19 protein-coding genes, 1 tRNA gene and 1 pseudogene are annotated in these 15555 nt (G+C 58.1%); 16 read left to right on the top strand and 5 right to left on the bottom strand.

Features of this window, described 5'->3' with window-relative positions; genetic code table 11:
• The first annotated feature begins 23 nt into the window (after positions 1–23).
• The 14 genes and pseudogenes from rpsJ to rplX all read left to right on the top strand — a co-directional run bounded on the left by rpsJ (position 24) and on the right by rplX (position 7124).
• A complete protein-coding gene (gene rpsJ / locus BQ9843_RS06900; protein ID WP_066829356.1) occupies positions 24–332 on the top strand; it encodes a 30S ribosomal protein S10 in 309 nt (102 codons plus the stop codon).
• A gap of 112 nt (positions 333–444) precedes the next feature.
• Positions 445–1041: a histidine phosphatase family protein gene (locus BQ9843_RS06895; protein WP_075844425.1), complete on the top strand. Its 597-nt coding sequence runs from the start codon at positions 445–447 to the stop codon at positions 1039–1041.
• A gap of 332 nt (positions 1042–1373) precedes the next feature.
• A complete protein-coding gene (gene rplC / locus BQ9843_RS06890; RefSeq protein WP_075844424.1) occupies positions 1374–1994 on the top strand; it encodes a 50S ribosomal protein L3 in 621 nt (206 codons plus the stop codon).
• A gap of 47 nt (positions 1995–2041) precedes the next feature.
• Positions 2042–2668 carry a 50S ribosomal protein L4 gene (rplD, locus tag BQ9843_RS06885; RefSeq protein ID WP_022386566.1) on the top strand — a complete coding sequence of 209 codons (627 nt, stop codon included), beginning with the start codon at positions 2042–2044 and terminating at the stop codon, positions 2666–2668.
• Positions 2669–2956, top strand: coding sequence for a 50S ribosomal protein L23 (gene rplW, locus BQ9843_RS06880; protein ID WP_022386565.1), 288 nt, complete (start codon positions 2669–2671; stop codon positions 2954–2956). It begins immediately after the preceding gene.
• A gap of 152 nt (positions 2957–3108) precedes the next feature.
• Positions 3109–3939, top strand: a complete 831-nt coding sequence (rplB, locus tag BQ9843_RS06875) for a 50S ribosomal protein L2 (RefSeq protein ID WP_075844423.1) — start codon at positions 3109–3111, stop codon at positions 3937–3939.
• 30 nt (positions 3940–3969) lie between these two features.
• Positions 3970–4230, top strand: a complete 261-nt coding sequence (rpsS, locus tag BQ9843_RS06870) for a 30S ribosomal protein S19 (protein WP_006235035.1) — start codon at positions 3970–3972, stop codon at positions 4228–4230.
• A gap of 15 nt (positions 4231–4245) precedes the next feature.
• The gene (rplV, locus tag BQ9843_RS06865) at positions 4246–4599 is read left to right on the top strand and encodes a 50S ribosomal protein L22 (RefSeq protein ID WP_075844422.1); all 354 of its coding nucleotides are present in this window, start codon (positions 4246–4248) and stop codon (positions 4597–4599) included.
• A 6-nt stretch (positions 4600–4605) separates the two neighbouring features.
• On the top strand, positions 4606–5316 hold the full coding sequence (gene rpsC / locus BQ9843_RS06860; RefSeq protein ID WP_022386562.1) for a 30S ribosomal protein S3: 711 nt from the start codon (positions 4606–4608) through the stop codon (positions 5314–5316).
• Positions 5316–5729 (top strand): annotated as a pseudogene (rplP, locus tag BQ9843_RS06855) (50S ribosomal protein L16); the annotation flags it as partial. The gene rpsC and the pseudogene rplP, both read left to right, overlap by 1 nt.
• 89 nt (positions 5730–5818) lie before the next feature.
• Positions 5819–6034, top strand: coding sequence for a 50S ribosomal protein L29 (gene rpmC, locus BQ9843_RS06850; RefSeq protein ID WP_022386560.1), 216 nt, complete (start codon positions 5819–5821; stop codon positions 6032–6034).
• 14 nt (positions 6035–6048) lie between these two features.
• Entirely contained in the window at positions 6049–6315 is a 267-nt protein-coding gene (gene rpsQ, locus BQ9843_RS06845) for a 30S ribosomal protein S17 (protein WP_022386559.1), read from the top strand.
• Between the two features lie 113 nt (positions 6316–6428).
• The gene (rplN, locus tag BQ9843_RS06840; RefSeq protein ID WP_022386558.1) at positions 6429–6797 is read left to right on the top strand and encodes a 50S ribosomal protein L14; all 369 of its coding nucleotides are present in this window, start codon (positions 6429–6431) and stop codon (positions 6795–6797) included.
• 15 nt (positions 6798–6812) lie between these two features.
• The gene (gene rplX / locus BQ9843_RS06835) at positions 6813–7124 is read left to right on the top strand and encodes a 50S ribosomal protein L24 (RefSeq protein ID WP_075844421.1); all 312 of its coding nucleotides are present in this window, start codon (positions 6813–6815) and stop codon (positions 7122–7124) included.
• Positions 7125–7246: 122 nt separating this feature from the next.
• Here the strand turns inward: rplX and BQ9843_RS06830 are convergent, their stop codons facing one another.
• Complete coding sequence (locus tag BQ9843_RS06830) at positions 7247–7975, bottom strand: RluA family pseudouridine synthase (RefSeq protein WP_075844420.1); 729 nt, start codon at positions 7973–7975, stop codon at positions 7247–7249.
• Positions 7976–7977: 2 nt separating this feature from the next.
• Entirely contained in the window at positions 7978–10494 is a 2517-nt protein-coding gene (locus BQ9843_RS06825; protein WP_230205632.1) for a U32 family peptidase, read from the bottom strand.
• 101 nt (positions 10495–10595) lie between these two features.
• Here BQ9843_RS06825 and BQ9843_RS06820 point away from each other — a divergent pair, with 101 nt between their 5' ends.
• Positions 10596–10973, top strand: coding sequence for a RidA family protein (locus BQ9843_RS06820; RefSeq protein ID WP_022386554.1), 378 nt, complete (start codon positions 10596–10598; stop codon positions 10971–10973).
• An 88-nt stretch (positions 10974–11061) separates the two neighbouring features.
• Here the strand turns inward: BQ9843_RS06820 and BQ9843_RS06815 are convergent, their stop codons facing one another.
• The 3 genes from BQ9843_RS06815 to udk form a co-directional block, all read right to left on the bottom strand.
• Positions 11062–13254, bottom strand: a complete 2193-nt coding sequence (locus tag BQ9843_RS06815) for an LTA synthase family protein (RefSeq protein ID WP_075844419.1) — start codon at positions 13252–13254, stop codon at positions 11062–11064.
• A gap of 452 nt (positions 13255–13706) precedes the next feature.
• Positions 13707–13782, bottom strand: a tRNA-Ala gene (locus tag BQ9843_RS06810).
• A 64-nt stretch (positions 13783–13846) separates the two neighbouring features.
• Complete coding sequence (gene udk, locus BQ9843_RS06805) at positions 13847–14470, bottom strand: uridine kinase (protein ID WP_075844418.1); 624 nt, start codon at positions 14468–14470, stop codon at positions 13847–13849.
• A 197-nt stretch (positions 14471–14667) separates the two neighbouring features.
• Here udk and BQ9843_RS06800 point away from each other — a divergent pair, with 197 nt between their 5' ends.
• On the top strand, positions 14668–15483 hold the full coding sequence (locus BQ9843_RS06800; protein ID WP_075844417.1) for an HAD family hydrolase: 816 nt from the start codon (positions 14668–14670) through the stop codon (positions 15481–15483).
• Positions 15484–15555 lie beyond the last annotated feature (72 nt).

The raw sequence follows: 15555 nt of genomic DNA, 5'->3' as shown, positions 1-15555 counted from the left end.
TCGCATCCATTTGGAGGTATACGTTGTCTAGCCAGAAGATCAGGATTCGCCTCAAGGGCTATGATCACGAGGTCGTGGATCAGTCTGCGAAGCTCATCGTCGACACCGCTCAGAAGACCGGTGCCCGCGTTTCCGGCCCCATTCCCCTGCCCACCGAGCGCAACCTCTATACGGTTATCCGCTCCCCGCACAAGGACAAGGATTCCCGTGAGCAGTTCGAGATGCGCACCCACAAGCGCCTCATCGACATCCTCGACCCCACCAGCGGCACCGTCGATTCGCTTATGCGTCTTGACCTTCCCGCAGGCGTCGACATCGAGATCAAGCTCTAAGCTCAATCTCGTTTAAGCGATGTTGCAAAGCCCCGTTGCCTTTTGGCGGCGGGGCTTTTTGCGTTATCGTTGCGGTATATGTGATCGACGCCAGGGAAGGGGACACGACAGCATGAAGACGCTGTATTTAATGAGGCACGGACAAACCGAGTTCAATGTGCAAAAGATCGTCCAGGGACAGTGTGACTCGCCTCTGACAACAGCAGGGAAGGACCAGGCCCGTGAGGCGGCGCTTAAGCTTGCGCAATGCGGTGTTTGCCCCGATCGCATCGTGGCTTCTCCACTGGGGCGTGCCTATCGAACCTGCGTGCTTGTACGCGACGTTTTGTGCGAGTCGTTAGGCGTCGCCTTGCCCGAGGTCGAGACGTGCCAAGATCTTGAAGAGCGCAACTACGGCTCTTTTGAACGCGGGCCTATGTCTGAGGTTCCAGCAGATGTCTGGAATCCAGGTGAGGAACTTGTCTCGTATGGCGCAGAGGGGAGTGCGGCGCTGCGCGTGCGAATCGTCGAGGCTATTCGCAACCTTATGGCGCCCGATGAAGTGGGAACGTTCTTGGCTGTTTCCCATGGCTCTGCTGTCTTGCAGTTCTATCTTGCCGCCGAGCGTCCCGGTGAGTCTGAACCCCGCCGCAGGTTACCCAATTGCTGCGTCCTAAAGTTTTCCTACGATGAGTCTGCGAGCGCGTTTACATTGCTCGAAGTCCTTTGATGCTTGCGTGAAAACGCCTGGATTGGGCTATGGATACGCCCGGGGGCGGGGTCTTTGAGCTGCAGTTGTGACTAAATAGCGCGATTCTTTGCTTGAGCAGGGAAAACATTGTGATGAAAGCTTGAAGACGCGCATACCTGTGTATACTAAACAACTGTGCGCGTCGAGGGAGGATTCTGCCTATCGCATGTTTGGGCATCAAGGGTTGCTGCCTGAGCTTGGGTTTTGGTGAATTCGAAGTCGACAACCGCGTGTATCAGTTGTGGTCCTCTAGGGGTGAACGCAAGGGGCGTTCACATTGTCCCAAGACCACCGAGAGTTGGAGATCGTACATGATCAGCATGATTCTCGGCCGCAAGATTGGCATGACCCAGGTTTGGGACGAGAACGACAACGTCGTTCCCGTCACGGTCATCCAGGCTGGCCCCTGCACCGTCTCGCAGGTTAAATCTGAGGCGACCGACGGCTACAATGCCGTCCAGATCGGTTTCGGCGATATCAAGGCCAAGCACGTGAACAAGCCCATGGCTGGTCACTTTGCCAAGGCCGGCGTCGAGCCTGTTCGTTACCTTCGTGAGGTTCGCGTTGCTTCTGCCGAGGAGCACAAGGTTGGCGACGTCGTCACCGTCGCAGACTTCGCCGATGTCGCTAAGGTCGACGTCATCGGTACCTCCAAGGGTAAGGGCTTCCAGGGTCGCATTAAGCGCTGGGGTCAGCGCCGCGGTCCTATGACCCACGGTTCGCACTTCCAGCGTCATCCGGGCTCCATTGGCCAGTGCGCCTATCCTGCCCGCGTCCTCAAGGGCGTCAAGATGGCTGGTCACATGGGTAACGAGCGCGTTACCGTGAAGAACCTCACCGTTGTCCGCATCGATGCCGAGCAGAACCTCATCCTTGTCAAGGGCGCTGTGCCCGGTGGCAAGAATGGCCTGGTCGCCATCCGTATGGCCTAAGGGCCCCGTGCCAGTTGGTCCAGCGTCATACCAAGGAGAACACTTACATGTCTAAGTTTGAAGTTATGAACAGCGAGGGCAAGAAGGCCACTGAGGCCGAGCTCGCGCCCGAGGTGTACGGCATCGAGCCGAACATCCACGTCATGCACCACATCGTCAAGTGCCAGCAGGCTTGCTGGCGTCAGGGCACCCAGTCTGCCAAGGGCCGTTCCGAGGTCTCTGGCGGCGGCAAGAAGCCTTGGCGTCAGAAGGGCACCGGCCGTGCCCGTCAGGGTTCCACCCGTGCTCCCCAGTGGCGTCACGGTGGCGTCGTCTTCGCACCCAAGCCCCGTTCCTACGCTAAGCGTATGAACGCCAAAGAGGTCAAGCTCGCTATGCGTTCTGCCCTCTCCGCTAAGGTTCGCGACAACGAGCTCGTTCTCGTTGACGACTACGCTTTCGAGAAGCCGTCCACCAAGGCTGCTGTCGCCATGCTCAAGGCTCTCGGCCTTGAGGGCAAGCGCCTGACCATCATCGTTCGCGATGAGGACATCAACGCTTACCTTTCCTTCCGCAATGTCCCCAAGACGTTCATCATCACGCCCGACGAGGCCAACACCTATGACCTCCTCAACAATGGCGCCCTGCTGATGACCGCCGACATTGCCGCTCACTTCGGGGAGGTGCTTGCATAAATGACCGCACACGAGATCATCATCCGCCCCATCGTTTCCGAGCAGTCCTATGACATGATGGAGCAGAACAAGTACACGTTCGAGGTTGCCAAGTCTGCTACCAAGCTGCAGGTTCGCGACGCCATCGAGGAGATCTTCGGTGTCCACGTCACCCGCGTGAACACGCTCAACGTCAAGCCTAAGACGAAGCGCGTTCGTTACATCGCCGGTAAGACCCGCACCTGGAAGAAGGCCATCGTGACCGTTGCCGAGGGCGAGACCATCGAGATCTTCGGCACCCAGGCGTAAGTACGCTTCCTTCGCGCCTCCTGTCTCCTCGTGGAGGCAGAGGTGTTCCGGGCTTCAATATGGAGTCGCCCGGTACCGTGGTAAATCCGGTGTCATCGCATCCGCGATCCCCGCTTGCGATGGCTAGCGGATTGATTCGAAAGGGATAGGTAATGGCTGTAAAGCACCTTAAACCGACCAGCGCCGGTAGGCGTTGGCAGACGATTTCGGACTTCTCCGAGATCACCACTTCTAAGCCCGAGAAGTCTCTTCTCGAGCCGCTGAACAAGAAGGCTGGCCGCAACAACAGCGGTCACATCTCCGTTCGCCATCAGGGCGGCGGCGTGAAGCGTCAGTATCGTCGCATCGACTTCAAGCGCAACAAGGACGGCGTGCCCGCCAAGGTTGCCACGATCGAGTACGATCCTAACCGCTCCGCTCGCATCGCTCTGCTTCACTACGTCGACGGCGAGAAGCGCTACATCATCGCGCCGAAGGGCCTCGAGGTCGGTCAGACCGTCATGTCCGGCGCTGGCGCCGACATCAAGCCCGGCAACGCTCTGCCACTGTCCGATATCCCCGTGGGTACCCTTATCCACGCCGTGGAGTTCATGCCTGGCAAGGGCGCTGCTATCGCTCGTTCCGCCGGCAACTCCTGCCAGCTGATGGGCAAGGAGGGCAAGTACGCCATCGTGCGTATGCCGTCTTCCGAGATGCGTCGCATCCTCATCACCTGCCGCGCAACCGTTGGTGAGGTCGGCAACGCCGAGCACTCCAACATCGTTATCGGCAAGGCTGGCCGTAAGCGCAAGATGAACGTCCGTCCGACTGTCCGTGGTACGGTCATGAACCCGGTCGACCACCCGCACGGCGGCGGCGAGGGCAAGAACCACACCTCTGGTCGTCCTTCTGTTTCTCCGTGGGGCAAGCCGTCCAAGGGCTTCCGTACGCGCAAGAAGAAGAAGGTCTCGAACGCCCTCATCATCCGTCGTCGCAAGAAGTAGTCGATACCGAGTTTTTAGGAGTTAGCACTTATGAGCAGAAGTCTCAAAAAGGGCCCGTTTGTGGAGACTCGCCTCCTCTCGCGTATCACCGCGATGAACGAGGCTGGCAAGAAGGACGTCGTGAAGACCTGGTCTCGCGCGTCCACCATCTTCCCCGAGATGGTCGGTCACACCATCGCCGTCCACGACGGTCGCAAGCACGTGCCCGTGTATGTTACCGAGTCCATGGTTGGTCACAAGCTCGGCGAGTTCGCACCGACCCGTACGTTCCGTGGCCACAAGGCCAAATAGGGGGGTTCATCGTAAATGGCATCTAATAACGAGGTCCGCGCTACCGCTAAGTGGGTGCGCGTGTCCCCCACCAAGGCTCGCCTTGTGGTCGATTTGATTCGTAACAAGTCCGTTGCCCAGGCTTTCGAGATCCTGCAGTTCTGCGATCGTCACGTTGCCGTTGACGTCGAGAAGGTTCTCCGTTCCGCTGTGGCAAACGCCGAGAACAACAACGGTATGCACGCTGACGACCTGGTTGTCGCCGCTACCTATGTTGACGAGGGCCCGACGCTCAAGCGTATCCGTCCTCGCGCTAAGGGCTCCGCTTCCCGCATTCTGAAGCGCACGAGCCACATCACCGTCATCGTCGCTCCTCGAAAGGAGGCATAAAGCGCTATGGGTCAGAAAGTTTATCCCACTGGTTTCCGTCTCGGCATCACCGAGGACTGGCGTTCCCGCTGGTTCGCCGGTAAGGATTACGCTGCCACTCTCGGCAACGACCTTGCTATCCGCAAGTTCCTCGAGAAGCGTCTTTCCCGCGCCGCCGTCTCCCGCGTGGAGATCGAGCGCGCTGGCGACAAGGTGAAGGTCATCATCCTCACCGCTCGCCCGGGCGTTGTCATCGGCAAGAAGGGTGCAGAGATCGACGGTCTCCGCGCCGACCTCGAGAAGGTCGCCGGTGTCGAGAAGGGTCAGCTCTCCGTTGACGTCATCGAGGTCAAGCGCCCCGAGCTCGACGCCAGCCTCGTTGCTCAGTCCATCGCCGAGCAGCTTGAGGGCCGTGTCGCCTTCCGTCGCGCTATGCGCAAGGCCGTTCAGTCCGCTCGCAAGGCTGGCGCTAAGGGTATTCGTATCCAGTGCTCCGGCCGTCTGGGTGGCGCTGAGATGAGCCGTCGCGAGTGGTACCGTGAGGGTCGCGTGCCTCTGCACACCCTGCGTGCCAAGATCGATTACGGCACCGCCGTCGCTCACACCACCATGGGTGCCTGCGGCGTGAAGGTTTGGATCTACCAGGGCGAGAAGCTCCCCGGTCAGCCTGTTCCTAACATGGCTCTCGAGGGTACCTCGCGTCCTCGTCGTCGTAACAACGAGAGGAGGGGTCAGTAGTGCTTGCCCCTAAGCGTGTTCTTCACCGTAAGGTGCAGCGTGGCTCCATGAAGGGCCAGGCTAAGGGTAATACCCAGCTGCATTTTGGCGAGTATGGTCTGAAGGCTCTTGAGGCCCATTGGATCACCAACCGTCAGATCGAGGCCGCTCGTATCGCCATGACCCGTTATATGAAGCGTGGCGGTCGCGTCTACATCACCATCTTCCCGGATAAGCCCATCACGAAGAAGCCTGCGGAGACCCGCATGGGTTCTGGTAAGGGTAACCCCGAGGAGTGGGTGGCCGTTGTCAAGCCCGGTCGCATCATGTTTGAGATCGCCGGCGTGCCCGAGGATGTTGCGCGTGAGGCTCTTCGCCTTGCCCAGCACAAGCTGCCCATCAAGACCAAGATCATCATCGCCGAGGATGCCGAGGAGCGTGCTGAGGCCGAGATGGAGGCTGAGGAGGCCCTCGAGGCCAAGTGGGCTGCTGAGGACGCTGCTGCTGCCAAGGAGGAGAACTAATGAAGCCCGCAGAGATTCGTGAGCTTTCGGACGATCAGCTTGTCGAGAAGCTGAAAGAGGGTCGTGCCGAGCTTTTCAACCTTCGTTTTCAGATGGCTACCAGCCAGCTGGACAACACCGCTCGCGTTAACACCGTGAAGAAGGATATTGCACGTATCCTCACGGAGCAGCGCGCCCGTCAGATTGCAGCGGAGAAGTCCGCTGCCGCAGAGTAAGGCAGGAGTAGAGCATGACTGAGACTGTCGCGCGTAACTCGCGTAAGGTCCGTACGGGTGTCGTCGTCTCCATCTCGGGCAACAAGACCATTGTTGTCCAGACCACGGAGCGCAAGCGTCACCCCAAGTATGGCAAGATGATGACCAGCACCAAGAAGCTTCACGCTCATGACGAGGAGTGCACGGCTGGCGTGGGCGATACCGTCCGCGTTATGGAGTGCCGCCCCCTGTCCAAGATGAAGCGTTGGCGCCTTGTCGAGATCATCGAGCGCGCTAAGTAAAGTCGTAACGACGTGTAACGCTTTCTCGTTGATGTGCATCCACTCGGGCGGCAAACGCCGCCCGCCTATGGGTGCGTGCACCTCTCAATGAGTTCTCTTTCGGAGGAACTACCATGATTCAAATGCAAACCATGCTCACGGTTGCTGACAACTCCGGTGCGCGTAAGGTTCGCTGCATCAAGGTGCTTGGTGGCTCTAAGCGCCGTTATGCCGGTGTCGGCGATGTCATTATCGCTGCCGTGCAGGAGGCCACCCCGGGCGCTAATGTCAAGAAGAAGGACGTCGTTCGCTGCGTCGTCGTTCGTACCGTGAAGGAGATCCGTCGTAAGGACGGTTCCTACATCCGCTTTGACGACAATGCTGCTGTCGTCATCAACAACGATGGTTCGCCCGTCGGCACCCGTATCTTCGGGCCCGTCGCTCGCGAGCTTCGTGACAAGAAGTACATGAAGATCGTCTCGCTCGCACCCGAGACCCTGTAGTTAGGGGAGACCAGTATGTCTATGTCCATTAAGAAGGGCGATAACGTCAAGGTGCTCTCCGGTAAGGACCGCGGCAAGACGGGTACCGTCCTGCGTGCGCTCCCCTCTGAGGGCAAGGTTGTCGTCGAGGGCGTGGCTATCGTCAAGAAGGCCGTTAAGCCCAACCCGCAGAACCAGCAGGGCGGCATCGTCAGCCAGGAGGCTGCCATCGATGCTTCCAACGTTCAGCTCATCTGCCCCAAGTGCGGCCAGTCCACTCGCGTTGGCCACAAGAAGGACGGCAAGAACAAGCTTCGCATTTGCAAGAAGTGCGGCGCTGAGTTCTAATTTGCCCTTCGCACCTAAGCGATAAGCACTTAAAAAGGACCTCGGGTTTCCGGGGTCCTTTTCTTATATCTAGGGACTATATGTTTGTGCTCGCTTTGATGTCGATGAATGTAATCCATCGTCTAATTGCGATCTAGTTCTGTGGCGTGCGGAAATAGCGCATGAAAGCGGCGTGGGATGGGCGCTTGGATGGTCAGGCGGTCGTGCGTTACGGGATGGGTGAGAGACATAGAACATGCGTGGAGCATAAGAGGATACCGTTTGTTGCCCGTGCGTCGAACGGAGCGTCCATACAGCTCGTCTCCAAGCAGGGGGAATCCAAGAGATGCGAGATGCACTCTGATCTGATGTTTACGTCCCGTCAGAAGCTCGACGTTAAGCAAGGAAAATTCTGGGGCGTGGCTATTGCGCGCCCTTGTTGCAATGACGCTGACGCGCGTCTGAGCGGGTTTGCCGCCCTTTGAGATGCGCATACACCGCGCGTCATGGCGATCGCGGCCAAGAGGGGCATCAATCAGCTTGCTTTTCCAGGCAGGGATGCCGCAGCAGATGGCTAGATAGCGCTTTGAGGTATCGTGCGCGGCGATGAGCGCATCAAAGGCAGGCTGCGTTTCTTTATTGAGTGAGAATAGCACGATACCCGTGGTGTCGCGATCCAGGCGATTGAGGGCCTGGAGGTCATGGGCGGCATTCTGTGCTGTTTCATGGAGGAGAAACGAGCGCACCTGGTCGGTAAGCGTTTTTGTGTTGCATCCGTCGCTATGGACAATAATCCCGGCTGGTTTGTCGACAGCAAGAAGATATTCGTCCCGATAAAGTATCGCGATATGTGCGTTATCTATTGACCCCACAGCTATGAGACCCCTACAAAAAGGCAGCCAGATGTAGTGCCCGGTAGGCGGCGAGCGGGTTTGCGTCCCTCGAGCGAGATAGTAAGTGCTCGTTTGGCATGTGCGACATAGCGGGAGAGCTCTTCGATATCAAGAAGCGCGCCGTCGATTGCAAATCGAGTGACGCCGCAGGCGATGAGTGCAGGAATTTGCGGGGTTAAGTCGAGCGGATAGGCATCGTACAGGCGCGAGCGGCCATGGATATCGGTGCGAATGGGAAAGACTTTGCCGTCGATATTTTTGAGCGAGAAGCTCTGGTGTCGTAGCTGGCAGCGTGAGCAATCATGCACGCAGCGGTTCATGACCTGCAAGATGCAATGCTCACTTGTCATAACGCGTGGCTTTCCCATGACAGTGATGCCGCAAGCGGCTTTTGCATGCGGGGCGATGCGCTCGATCTCGGCAAGCGTGAGTTCGGGGGAGAACCAAATGGTGCTCGCCCCATGTTCTTCCATGGCGCGAATGCAGGCGAGGTTATGCACCGGCAGGCAGCTGCGAATCTCTGCCGTGGACCCGACAAGATGTGCGAGTGAAAGCTCGGAGATGTTGCCAACGGCCACGGTGGCGCCGGCTTGTGCCCATGCGTCGAGGCGATCATGATCGGCTTTGCGGCATATCTCGTCGAGAATAGGGATGATGCCAAGATTCTGGACGTCTTGCGGCGAGATTCCCTCGGCAACAAGGCTGTCGACTGTCATGTAGATGAGGTCTGCTCCAGCCTCTCGTGCGGCCTTGGCGGCAGCCAGGTTGGTGACGGTAACGCAGATCTTGGCAGCAGACGCAGGCGAGGGGGCCGCGTCCAGGGATGCGGCGGTGAGAGCGGTCGTCTTAAACGAGGGAAGGGTTTTAAGCTCATGAGCGCGCTGGGTATATCCTGCGAGCATCTTCTCCTCAAGAAGACGGCAGGCCTCTGCGCGAACCTTATGTACGGCCGAGAAGCTCATGCCGCAGCCGTCATCGAGTTCGACTTCAAACGAGGCCGCCTCGAAGGGGGAGGAGCCCATACGGCCAACGTGCTCAATCAGGTCGGCCTTGGCAACGGCTCGGGTTCGAGCGGCCTCGACGGTAAAACCAGACGCTGTAACGCTAAACGTTGGGTCGTCTAAACAGGTAAGCGTGACGGAAAACGGCTTACCCAGAAGCGCGGAAACATGAATGTTGACCATACGTTTGCGGGGTACGTCTCGCTTGATGGCGGCACTTGCGGCATCAAGGGCCGCTTGGCTGCGAATAAGGCGAACGACGCAGCCTGCGGGCATGACACGGGCAGTGCGCACTTCGATTTGCTCGCCGGCGGGGGTGTCTGCCCCGGCGATTGCGGTGAGGAACTTCTCGGGTTCGTTGTCATGGCGCAGTTCAAGAAGATCTCCCTTGCCCACGGGCTCGGTGAGCTCGATGCGCGTAATGCCCGCACGGGCGCGGCGGTCGTCGGGGGCCAAGCCATGCGTGACGACGCGTTTGCTTGCCACGACGCTGCCGACAATTTGCCCGCGGTTGTTGGAGCGCTCGTAGCTCATCATGCTGTCATCCGAGACGCCATGCTGGTAGGCGCTTGTGAAGTCGCGGTTGAAACAGCGTTTGAGCTGACGAGAACGGAGGGTGCGATCATGCTCGCTAGGCGTTTTGCCGGCAAGAACATCGTCGAGTTGTGCGCGATAGGCACTGCAAATGGAATGGACGTAATCCGCAGCTTTCATACGGCCTTCGAGCTTGAGGGCGCAGGCCCCTGCGCGGAGGAGCTGGGGCAGCAGATCGATGGTGCAATTGTCGCGCGGGCAGAGGGCGCGCTCGCGTCCGGGGGTGGGAACAACTTGTCCCGAGGCGTCGAGGACCTCATAGGGGAGACGGCACGGCTGGGCGCACATCCCGCGGTTGGCGGATCGTCCGGCGCAGGCAAAGCTCGAAAGCTCACAGAGCCCGGAGTAACAAAAGCAGATGGCGCCGTGGCTAAAAATCTCAAGATCGATATCGACGCTTGAAATATCATCGATTTCCTCGAGCGAAAGCTCGCGCGAGAGCGTTACGCGATCGGCACCAGCCTCGCGGCACCAGGCGGCACCGCGTTTGTCGTGAATATTCGCCTGCGTCGAAACATGGGTCTCGAGCTGAGGCATCAAGCGTTTGACTTCAAAGAAAAGACCCCAGTCCTGAATGATAAAGGCGTCGGCGCCTAAGGCTGCGCAACGGCGGATAAGCTCAAGTGCATCGCTCATCTCTTCGTCTTTGATGACGATATTAACCGTGACGTACACACGTGTGCCGGCGAGATGCGCCATACGGCAAGCTGCCTCAAAGGTATCATCGGCAAAGTTGTCGGCTTTGCGGCGGGCGTTGAATTCGCCCATGCCGCAATAGATGGCGTCGGCACCCGCGGCGACGGCTGCCGCAAAGGGCTCCGGTCCGCCTGCGGGGGCAAGCAGCTCAGGGTAGGTGGGGGCTGTGAGATGTGTGCCGCGCGGGGCGGAATTCATGATTGCCATGCAGCTCTTTTCACTTGAATTTGTACAGTGAAGTATACCGTTTTGCGCTACTTGGGCGTATTATCCCAAGGTATCGTCACGAGCAAAAGACAGGAGCAATCATGTCCAAAGAAGCAGTTATCCCCAACAATGCCCCCGCACCTTTGGGACCTTATTCCCCGGCAGTTAAGAGCGGCAACATGCTGTTCCTTTCCGGCCAGCTGGGCATCAACCCCGCAGATGGCAAGCTTCCCGAGACAGCGACCGAGCAGGCCGAGCAGTCGCTGAAGAATATCGAGAATCTGCTGGCCGCTGCCGGAGCTACGACCGATAACGTCGTTAAGACCACGGTCCTTCTAGCCGACATCGCCGATTTCGCTGCGGTGAATGAGGTCTATGCCCAGCACTTCGAGGCTCCCTTCCCGGCCCGCAGCGCTTTCCAGGTTGCTGCGCTGCCTGCTGGCGCCCTCGTCGAGATCGAGGCCATCGCCTCCCTGTAGCGAGTGGGATACAACGTGAAAAAGGGGCCCGTTGCCAATCGTGTATTTGGCAACGGGCCCCTTTGATGATATATGCGCGGCTCAGCCATTAGCTGCTTGCGCTTCCGGCAAGAGCCTCAGTAAGCGTCATTCCGTCTTTCCAGTTGGGGAATACGTGGCGATAGTAGTCCGTTTGGACAATGTATTTGGCCATGCTGTAGCGGTTTCGGACAAGTTCGTTCATAGATGTGATATAGGCATCTTGGTCGTCGAGGGTCACGCCCTTGGCCGGGGTAAAGGTGCCCAGGGATGCCTCGTAGGTGCCTGCGCGCGTGATCCAGCTGTAGCCGCCGCCATAATCGGCAAAGATCGCGACGTGCATGTCGGTGCTCACGTTGCCGGGGTCGGCGTCGGGGGCCAAAACATCGCGGCCCGATAGCAGGCGCGAATCGTAGTCAAAGCCAAAAAGATTGAGCAGCGTGGGGACGATATCCACGGCGGTGCAGGGGTCGTCGATCTTCACGGGTTCCTTCATAGAGCCGCACCACAGGATGAGCGTATTCTTGTAGCGCGTGGTCAGGGACTCGTTATCGTTGATACCGGTCATCTCGGCATAGTAGTCTACATCGCTATTTTCGGTCATAGCATACGGGTAGTGGTCGGCGGTGAGCACGATCACGGTGTCATCGGCGATGCCCGCTTCGTCCAGCTGGCCCAACAGGTATTCCAACGCGTATTCGAGCTCCTGCTGGGAAGCCTTGTAGGCCAGGACGGTTTCAGAGCCCTTTTCGCCGTTCATGACATCCTTGTTCTTGCGCGACATGTCGTTTACGCTCCAGCCGTAGTTGCAGTGGCCCGAGACGGACATGTAGTAGGTGTGGAACGGCGTGCCGTTGTTCTTGTATGCGTCAATCTGCTGATCGATGGTTGCCTGCATCATTTCGAGGTCGGAGCGGGGCCAAGCATTGGTGGGGAGCTCCAGGCCGTTGCCAATACCGATAAAGTCATAGCCCAGGTTGGGATGGGTGATGTTTCGGCCGTAATAGGTGTAGGTGTTGTTGTGGTAGGCCATGGTGGTATAGCCGCGCGTTTGGAACTGCCAGCCAAGGCCAAAGGGCATGGCGTTGTCGCCGCTTTCGGCAAAAGCGGTGTTGCCGTTGACCCAGGTAGGAATGATGCCGCACATGGCCGCGAATTCGCCACCGGTGGTCGACTGGGTCCAGTTGGGCTGGTAGTAGTTGTTAAAGACAAATCCGTTGTGCGAGAGCTTGTAGAGCGCGGGCGTGCGCTCTTTGTCGATGGTGGCGTAAGAAAAGCCCTCGGCGGTGATGAAGACAAGGTTTTTGTCTTTGAAATATCCGGTGTACTGATTTTGCTGCGTGGGCACCTGTGAAGCAAAATACTGATCCATGGTGCGCAGGGTATCGTCAGTATCGTTGGCGACGAGCGTGTCAAAATCGATATCGAGCGCGTTGGGTTTGTAACTAGTCTGCTTCGTCGCGCCGGAGGTGGAGGCTGCGGGGGCGTCGAACGAAGGCGTCGGCATTCCGAAGATCGAGTATTTAGCCTCAAGGCGCAGCGAGTTTACGAGGCCAAAACGCGGGATGGCGCTATTGGCCGTGTACTCGGTGGTGTAGTACTGGTTGTCATTGCCAAGGTGACATGCGACGACGTTGGCAGACTGTGCAAGCGCGAGAACAATGAGCGAGATGAAGATGAGGACAACGTGCGAGCCTGTTTGCGTGCTTTTGCTATCGGGCACAACGCGGTGACGGAAGACAACTGTCAATATTCCGGGGGCCAGCGCAAGTGGGAAGAACCAAAGATTCTTAAGGATGGCGCCCACCGCTTCATCCATGAAGTCACCGGCAACCTGTCCGCCCATGCCAAGCATGTAGGCGATTTGATAGTAGATGCCAAAGAACTTCTGCACACAGCATTCGGCAATGACGATAACACCAAGGATGAGAAGCACCGCAGCGACAATACCACGGGCGACGGTTTTATGCGGAATGATGGTCGAAACGAGCCAGAGCAAAGAACCCGCGGCGAGGCTGGAGGCGATGATGCGCAGCAGCGTCGGGTCAAAGAAGGGGTTGCTGGTATTTGCAATGCGCAGGAGAAGCTCGAGAAAGAGGAAGGCTGCGCTTAAGTAGAGAAGCGGGAGCAGGTCGCGCGAGCTGAAAAGCGGAGTCGACGTGGCTGGCGCGGCAGGTGTTCTGCTTTGCTTCCTCGCTGGTTTCCTAGCCGGTTTTTTGGGAGCGGCGTGCTTTGGCGTCGACGTCCTTGCGTGCTGGCTCATGGCTATCTCTCCGTATGGTCAATAATGCGGCTTCGAATGGGGCTGGAACTATAACCTTAGCAGAGCAGCTGAGGTAAATGAGCATGCGTACGCTCGAATGGCGCGCATGCGTCTTAAGCGTTCGCGCGATTTTGAAACGAGTTTATTGAGCTTTGGACAGGCGGCCCCGCGCCGCGTGCGGCTGCGGTGCCCGTTCCCATCTCGGTGCGTGGTCGCGCTCCGGCGACCGTCTCCGCCTCGGCGTGCGGCCCCGATGGCGCGCGACCGCACCTCGTGCGCCACCGGGGTATCCCTTTCCAAATGAAGCAGATAATCCCATTTAGATTGCATATCGACCGCGCTAAATGGGATTATCTGCTTCATTTGGAATATAGAGATGGCGAGAGGGTTCGATCCCCTGAGCGGGTAACAAAAAAGGTCCCAACCGAAGTTGAGACCTTAGACGTTACAAGTGGTGGAGACGAGGGGAATCGAACCCCTGACCTCTTGACTGCCAGTCAAGCGCTCTCCCAGCTGAGCTACGCCCCCAAGCAACAGAAAAGAACTATACGGGAATGTATTTGAACGTGCAAGTACTTTTTTGCCAATTCGTTTAATTTTCTGCCGCGTGGCTGAGCATCCCATCGATTTTCATGGAAATGAGGTCGAGGACAGCGTCGCTTGGCTCTCCGTTGGTGAGGATGTCGGCCAGTGCCTTGGTGGGTTCGACATAGCGATTGTGCATGGGCTTTACCGATGTTAGGTATTGATCGATGACGCCCTCAAAGCAGCACCCTCGCTCCGCCATGTCGCGTCGGATTCGACGCAGGATGCGCTCGTCGGCGTCTACCTCGATAAAGATCGTCACATCACAGAGGTCCCGCAGGCGCTTGTCGGCAAGAAGGAGGATGCCTTCGACGAGAATCGCCGGCCGCGGCTGAACCTCGACGGTCTTATCAAGGCGATTGTGCTGGGAGAAATCGTACACAGGACTTTGGATTGCGTGTCCACGTTTGAGTTCCTCGAGATGCTTGGCGAGCAAATCGGTCTCAAGCGAATCGGGATGATCGTAGTTCATTGCCGCGCGCTGCTTAAAGGCAACGCCGGCCTGCTCGCGATAGTAGTTGTCGTAGTGAAGGGTCGCTATCTTATCGCCAAAGCGTCCTTCAATCTTGTTGATGAAGGTTGATTTGCCCGAACCCGAGCCGCCGGCGATACCGATGATATAGGGCTGCATGACGTTTCCTTTTGGGTCTGTGTTGCCTGCGCGTTTGAGTATAGGGGCTCGGCAGTGCTCGCCGGTGTACGAAGAGCGTGGTCCTGAGGCGATTTTGTCTGGCTTTAAGACTTGCAGCATGCCGTGCGTTGTTTTGGGCTCCGATGCGCGCTAGAGTTGCGCATGGCATTTGTGCAATTCGCGTCGAGAGGGAATGTATGGCCATCAAACTTGTGCTGAGCGATATCGATGGAACGCTTCTTCCGCGGGGGAATGCGGAGGTTGATCATTGCGTCGTAGAGGCCTTTCATGCCCTGCTCGATGCCGGTCTTGCTGTAGGCCCTGCAAGCGGCCGGGCCCTTCCGGCGATTCTACCCGCCTTTGCTGGCGACCAGGCATGTGTGGCAACGGCTCTTGCCACGAACGGTATGCAAGTGTATGCCGCGGGAAAGCTCGTGCACGAGGAGTATCTTGATCACGAGGGCTTGGCGCAACTTGCTGCTGCCGTGCGCGAGGTGCCGCGCGCCGGTATGATTTGCTTCAAGGGAGCGGAAGTCTTTTTGGTGGAGGGCGAGCGCGATGTCCTCGCTCCCATTTTTCCCTCGTATGCAGCTCATATCACGTCCGTGGACGCCGTACCCGATTTTCCTGTGGTCAAGGCAAACGTTTTTGTCGATGCGGACGTTCAAGGTACGCAGGCGCTTATGGAGCGCCTTGAAGCGGTGGTGCCGCGCCTTGGTCTTAACACCCCCATGGCAGGGTTTATGAATGTGGTGCCGGTGGGGTACAGCAAGGCGACGGGTATCGACATTATCTGTCGTGAATTAGATGTCTCGCTTGATGAGGTTGTTGTATTCGGTGATGCCGACAACGACCTGGAGATGCTCGAACACGTTCCCAACTCGGTGGCCGTGGCAAACGCTACGCCCCGCGCTGCTGCTGCCGCGCGCTGGCATATCGGATCGGTAGACGAGTTTGCTGTTCCGCAAGCCATGATGGCTATAGCGGCGGGGAAGTGGCCGTTTACTGCATAATGCCGAGTGCCGCGGCGAGCGGATGCGAACTCGAGGCCGGCGCCCGGCCGCTCAAAACGGTGCGATTCGCAT

The organism is Collinsella bouchesdurhonensis, assembly GCF_900155365.1.
Taxonomy (GTDB): Bacteria; Actinomycetota; Coriobacteriia; order Coriobacteriales; family Coriobacteriaceae; genus Collinsella; species Collinsella bouchesdurhonensis.
Note: the sequence above shows the minus strand (reverse complement) of the source record. Positions and strands in the feature narration are given on the sequence as shown.

What these genes read in the sequence shown, in the direction of transcription:
- BQ9843_RS06895 (WP_075844425.1), top strand. Translation starts at nt 445, where the DNA reads ATGAAGACGCTGTATTTAATGAGGCACGGACAAACCGAGTTCAATGTG.
- rplC (WP_075844424.1), top strand. Translation starts at nt 1,374, where the DNA reads ATGATCAGCATGATTCTCGGCCGCAAGATTGGCATGACCCAGGTTTGG.
- rplD (WP_022386566.1), top strand. Translation starts at nt 2,042, where the DNA reads ATGTCTAAGTTTGAAGTTATGAACAGCGAGGGCAAGAAGGCCACTGAG.
- rplW (WP_022386565.1), top strand. Translation starts at nt 2,669, where the DNA reads ATGACCGCACACGAGATCATCATCCGCCCCATCGTTTCCGAGCAGTCC.
- rplB (WP_075844423.1), top strand. Translation starts at nt 3,109, where the DNA reads ATGGCTGTAAAGCACCTTAAACCGACCAGCGCCGGTAGGCGTTGGCAG.
- rpsS (WP_006235035.1), top strand. Translation starts at nt 3,970, where the DNA reads ATGAGCAGAAGTCTCAAAAAGGGCCCGTTTGTGGAGACTCGCCTCCTC.
- rplV (WP_075844422.1), top strand. Translation starts at nt 4,246, where the DNA reads ATGGCATCTAATAACGAGGTCCGCGCTACCGCTAAGTGGGTGCGCGTG.
- rpsC (WP_022386562.1), top strand. Translation starts at nt 4,606, where the DNA reads ATGGGTCAGAAAGTTTATCCCACTGGTTTCCGTCTCGGCATCACCGAG.
- rpmC (WP_022386560.1), top strand. Translation starts at nt 5,819, where the DNA reads ATGAAGCCCGCAGAGATTCGTGAGCTTTCGGACGATCAGCTTGTCGAG.
- rpsQ (WP_022386559.1), top strand. Translation starts at nt 6,049, where the DNA reads ATGACTGAGACTGTCGCGCGTAACTCGCGTAAGGTCCGTACGGGTGTC.
- rplN (WP_022386558.1), top strand. Translation starts at nt 6,429, where the DNA reads ATGATTCAAATGCAAACCATGCTCACGGTTGCTGACAACTCCGGTGCG.
- rplX (WP_075844421.1), top strand. Translation starts at nt 6,813, where the DNA reads ATGTCTATGTCCATTAAGAAGGGCGATAACGTCAAGGTGCTCTCCGGT.
- BQ9843_RS06825 (WP_230205632.1), bottom strand. Translation starts at nt 10,494, where the DNA reads ATGGCAATCATGAATTCCGCCCCGCGCGGCACACATCTCACAGCCCCC.
- BQ9843_RS06820 (WP_022386554.1), top strand. Translation starts at nt 10,596, where the DNA reads ATGTCCAAAGAAGCAGTTATCCCCAACAATGCCCCCGCACCTTTGGGA.
- BQ9843_RS06815 (WP_075844419.1), bottom strand. Translation starts at nt 13,254, where the DNA reads ATGAGCCAGCACGCAAGGACGTCGACGCCAAAGCACGCCGCTCCCAAA.
- udk (WP_075844418.1), bottom strand. Translation starts at nt 14,470, where the DNA reads ATGCAGCCCTATATCATCGGTATCGCCGGCGGCTCGGGTTCGGGCAAA.
- BQ9843_RS06800 (WP_075844417.1), top strand. Translation starts at nt 14,668, where the DNA reads ATGGCCATCAAACTTGTGCTGAGCGATATCGATGGAACGCTTCTTCCG.